The organism is Xanthovirga aplysinae (genome assembly GCF_009711365.1).
GTDB lineage: Bacteria > Bacteroidota > Bacteroidia > Cytophagales > Cyclobacteriaceae > Xanthovirga > Xanthovirga aplysinae.
Map to the genome: position 1 here is coordinate 1 of NZ_SMMB01000832.1, position 4458 is coordinate 4458.

The following is a 4458-nucleotide window of genomic DNA, read 5'->3' on the forward strand; positions in this document are numbered from 1 at the left end:
TAAAAAAACATTACGATAAAATACTATCTAAATACCATTTCCAATTCTTTTGACGCAACTTGTTTTCCTACTAACCCCCGGGACATATAAACCCAACAATAAGACTTCCCCCTCAATGATCCGTTTTGCGTTACATTCACCAATTTAATATGTAATGGATAATTATAAGATGGAATTTTTTGTTTCCCATTAGAAACTATCCTGTATAATCAGCACTCCAAACTTCTTTGCCTTCCTTAGGGTCAAAGATGGGTAAATGGGCTTAAGTCTCCTAAGCCTGTTTTGGGAAGATAATAATCCCACTTTAGTCAATATATTATGAACTGCAACTACCGAAGGGATGTCCTCACAGCTAAAATCATTAAACAATAATTTGTACTTTTTTTGCAGCCCAGCGAGGATATTTTGCCTTTTAAATAAGGGGCTGTTGTTGTACTTATTCCTTTTCTTGAATTGGAGTGTCACCTAAGTAACACCCATCAATTCATTTCTCCTAAACAACTTATGGGCAGTAGGATGGCAGATTTAGAAAGCTATACATAGTTCCGTGATAGCTTACTTTCCACAGAGCTATTCACCGATAAACCCTACTTTATGATCCATTGGGGTTGTGGTTTTCCAAGGCATAGCTTTTTGAATTGGTTTTCAACCAATTCAAAAAGCGTAAATGATGTGCCTTTATCGTACCTTAATTACGGCCAACGGCCGGGGTATGAAGCATGGTTTGGATTGTGTTGTTGGATTCGCCTGTATATGATTTCATATATATTGTTGGCGTGTTCTCTTATTTTTTCAGCAAGGAGTATTATTAATCTTCTGGGTTGTGCGATTCTTTTACCAGTATTTTGTGCTTATCTAATGTTTCAAATGTAATATAATTTTTCAGTTGGTTAAATGGAATTTTATTTAAAGCCAACTTTTCCTTTAGTACAGTTAAATCACCAGAGAAGTTGATGGTATGCAAACCGTTCTCCTGTGTGTTGTTTAGACTGAAATCTTCATCCTGTTCACTCACCCAATAGTATTGAATTTCAATAAATAAATGGCTTTGTTGATACATCCATTCTCTATTTTCCAATGCATCTATATCTTGACTAGGGGCTTGTAAATTTTTATCTCCCAAAAAGTAAAGCGTAAATCCATTGCCTCGATTTACATTCATTCGCACGAATAATTTTAAATCCAAGAGGTCCTCAAACAATTCTATACTCTTTTGAGGGTATTTGGTTCTTATTGTAAGTAAACCCAAAACAGGTTGCTCTTTCAATAAAAAGCCTTTCTTTGGGGGCACCGAAACAGAATTGTGTTTAAAGGTTTTTTGAATAAATTCTATTTGATGATTTTCTAAATCAGCGGTATGCGATAAATATCCAATATCTCCAATTTGGGAGGGTTCTCCAATAGGATGCTTTTGTTTTAGTAATTCCTTATAAACCCTTTGGATATCATCAACAAATAAACTGAATTTCCAATAATTATCGGTGGTAGTTTGATGATAAGGTGTAAGAGTAGCTGATTTGTTGAATTCTAATTGAATTTTATGGGCGGGGTTTTCTAACTCTAGATTATAAAAGGTGGAATCATTAACTGTAAATTCCTCAACTAATTTGAAGCCCAAAACATTTGTATAAAAAGGCAATGTTTTTTCGGGGTTGAATATCTTTAAGGTGAAACTTTCTAAGATCATTTGGTGAAGCTTTAAATTTTAGGTCACAAAATAGAAGGGTTTTAGACCCGGTCTAAAACCCTTCGTTTCATTAATGGCTTTTCGTCATTTGTTTGAAAATATAATCCAAAAGCTCATCATGGTCATTTATCATATTCTCTATGATAGTGAGATGATCTCTATTATGAACTACATGCAAATGACATTTTTGTCCTTCTTCAAGCAGTTTATCTTGATACTCTTTTGTTTGTCTGAAAAATTCAGCCGTATCGAATTCAGGCAATATTAAATGTATAGGACATAATGTCTTTTTGGAGCCTCCTAATAATTGGGGGCTAACAGCTTCTGCTGATTCAAGTGACATTTTAATTTCGTCATTTACAAAGCTATCCAATAGAAAACGAAGGTCAAATAATCCTGCCAGGGAAAATACGGCTTTTACCTTTTTTTGAGCTTCCTTAGGTAAATTATATTGACTCCAATCCGTCTTGTGTAACATGCTGACCAAATGACCGCCAGCAGAATGTCCAACCAAATAAACGGCTTGCGACCCCTTGTCACAGGCTTCTTTAAGAATAGTAGCAACCGCATATTCCATTTGCTTGACAATAGATTCCATAGGTTTGCCATTGTCCCAATCCTGAGCCAAGCGATAAGCCGGCATATAAACTGCCATCCCTTTTTTATTGAATGGTTCTGCTAAAAATGAAAATTGATCATTTGAGAACCACTGCCACCAACCGCCGTGGATATACACAACCATAGGCGCATCTTCCGAGACATTCTGTGTGCGAAAAACATCTATATTTCCTGCATGTTGGTCTTTGCCAAAAGAAATTGTCTTGAGCTGCTCTCCCATTTTCTTTCTGTATTCATTACTTCTTCTCGTTGTAAAATCAATATGGGAGGGAAGTAAATCAGCGGTCGGTAAACGCCTTGTCCAAAGTGTGGGATTATATTGACGATCCGTTTCCTTTCTTGAATAAAAGTTCCAAAGCTCCTTCATTTTATTCCTTTTTAAAGTGTGTTATAAAAAATTAGTGCTAGTAATCATCATTACCTATCATTGTATTGTTTAAGCACTTTAAATTCATCATAATTCAGTAGCCAATTCCCATTTTTTAAGACCCATTTTTCTTGAAAAATTTTTCCTTCTCCTATGTTCATTGACCAGCTAGATGATAAAAGCACAGTATGATCAGTAATGACTTTAAAAGTAGGGTTGTGGTAGGTTAGATTTTTAGCTCCATCAGCAATTAATTTTTCCCAAAATCCATGAATTTCCTCTTGTCCATTTGCGGAAACAAAAGGTACTGCATTCATAGTTGCATTAATAGTATACCCTTTTGCACAAACATCTGCTTTTTGCTTATTAAATTCATTAATCCAATCGATGGATGCTTCAATAACCTCCACCAACATTTCATGACTAGCTGTTGGATTTGTCTTGTTTTCTTGGGGAGAATTAAATTGTTCGAGAACTTCAAAGTCATCATAGGTTAGCAACCACTTTCCATCTATTTTCTCCCACTTTTCCTGGTAAATAACTCCCCGCCCAACATTCATGCTCCAATTTGCCGAAAGCAAAGCAGTTTTTTCATCAACAACTTCTACACTGGGATTTGTATAAATTAAATTTGTAGCGCCTGATTTAATGAAAGGGGTCCAAAAATCAGAAATTTCTTTCCTTCCTTTTTTTAGGCCAAATGGTAGGGTACGTAGAATTGCCTCTTTAGTATATCCATTAACACATGCTTCTACATTTCCGTTGTTAAAGTTGTTAATCCAATCTTTGCTTGCCTTAATAACCTCAAGCGCTATTTGATGATGGGCTATCGTACTATGCTCCTGGAAAGATTGAGTTACACTTGTTGCCTTTTCCTGTTTTGGACTGTTTGAAGTGCATGCTATTGCACAGCCTATAACTGCAGATATTAAGATTACTTTTGTTACTCTCATGGCTTATATTTTTAATATGCACTGCAAAGAAACAGCCATATAAAAAGATAAACCTGTGACAAAAGATACAAGTTGATAATTTTAAAGAACCTTAATGCTTTTTTGCCCTAGCGTAACAATTTTATCAGCTTCTAATTTTTTTAGCAATCTAGAAATGACTTCTCTGGTAGTTCCTAACTCTTTTGCTAATTGAGCATGTGAACGGTTTAAAATATTATGGTTTGATTTTTCAATTATGTAATCCAATAAGCGATCTTTAAGTGGTTGGAATGCTAGCTTAGAATAATTTTCAATTAAATAGCTGTAGCTTTCTCTAAAAGTATTAATTGTAAATCTGTGCCACGATTCGTACTTAAAACTCCATTGTTCAACAAACCTTACAGGAATGTTTAAAACCATACCGTCTTCTTCGGCAATAGCGTTTACATTGCTTTTACAGTCTTCAAAGCAGGCCGAAAGGGAAAGTGTACAGGTTTCCATGGGCTTTAAGTGGTAAATTAAAATTTCCCTATCTTGATTCTCCTGATATACTCTTACTTTTCCCCCTAAAACAATCTTTAATACTTTAATGTAATTATTGTTTTTAATTAAGAATTCACCTTTTTTAAACTCTGAGATGTATGCTTTGTCATTTAATTCCTCAATTAGATCTTTTTCCTTTATTCTATGAGTTTTGATGAAATCTTCAAGTAATTTATCCATTGTTTTAATTGCATAACGGCCCATGTATGAAGCGTAGTATTGGTTTACAGGTTGGCTTTGTGGGGCTTTAATTTTATAAATAATGTTGGGGTGAAGTGTTTTGTGTTTTTTGTCTTCTTAGTTCAAACTCC

At 34.8% G+C, this 4458-nt stretch carries 4 protein-coding genes; all 4 read right to left on the reverse strand.

Annotated features, from left to right (window positions below):
- Positions 1-808: 808 nt before the first annotated feature.
- The gene (locus E1171_RS06405; RefSeq protein WP_155205185.1) at positions 809-1687 is read right to left on the reverse strand and encodes a VOC family protein; all 879 of its coding nucleotides are present in this window, start codon (positions 1685-1687) and stop codon (positions 809-811) included.
- 70 nt (positions 1688-1757) lie between these two features.
- Positions 1758-2672 carry an alpha/beta hydrolase gene (locus E1171_RS06410; RefSeq protein ID WP_155205186.1) on the reverse strand — a complete coding sequence of 305 codons (915 nt, stop codon included), beginning with the start codon at positions 2670-2672 and terminating at the stop codon, positions 1758-1760.
- 50 nt (positions 2673-2722) lie between these two features.
- Entirely contained in the window at positions 2723-3625 is a 903-nt protein-coding gene (locus tag E1171_RS06415; protein ID WP_155205187.1) for a Cif family virulence factor, read from the reverse strand.
- An 81-nt stretch (positions 3626-3706) separates the two neighbouring features.
- Positions 3707-4327, reverse strand: a complete 621-nt coding sequence (locus E1171_RS06420) for a Crp/Fnr family transcriptional regulator (RefSeq protein WP_187696301.1) — start codon at positions 4325-4327, stop codon at positions 3707-3709.
- Between the last annotated feature and the right edge of the window lie 131 nt (positions 4328-4458).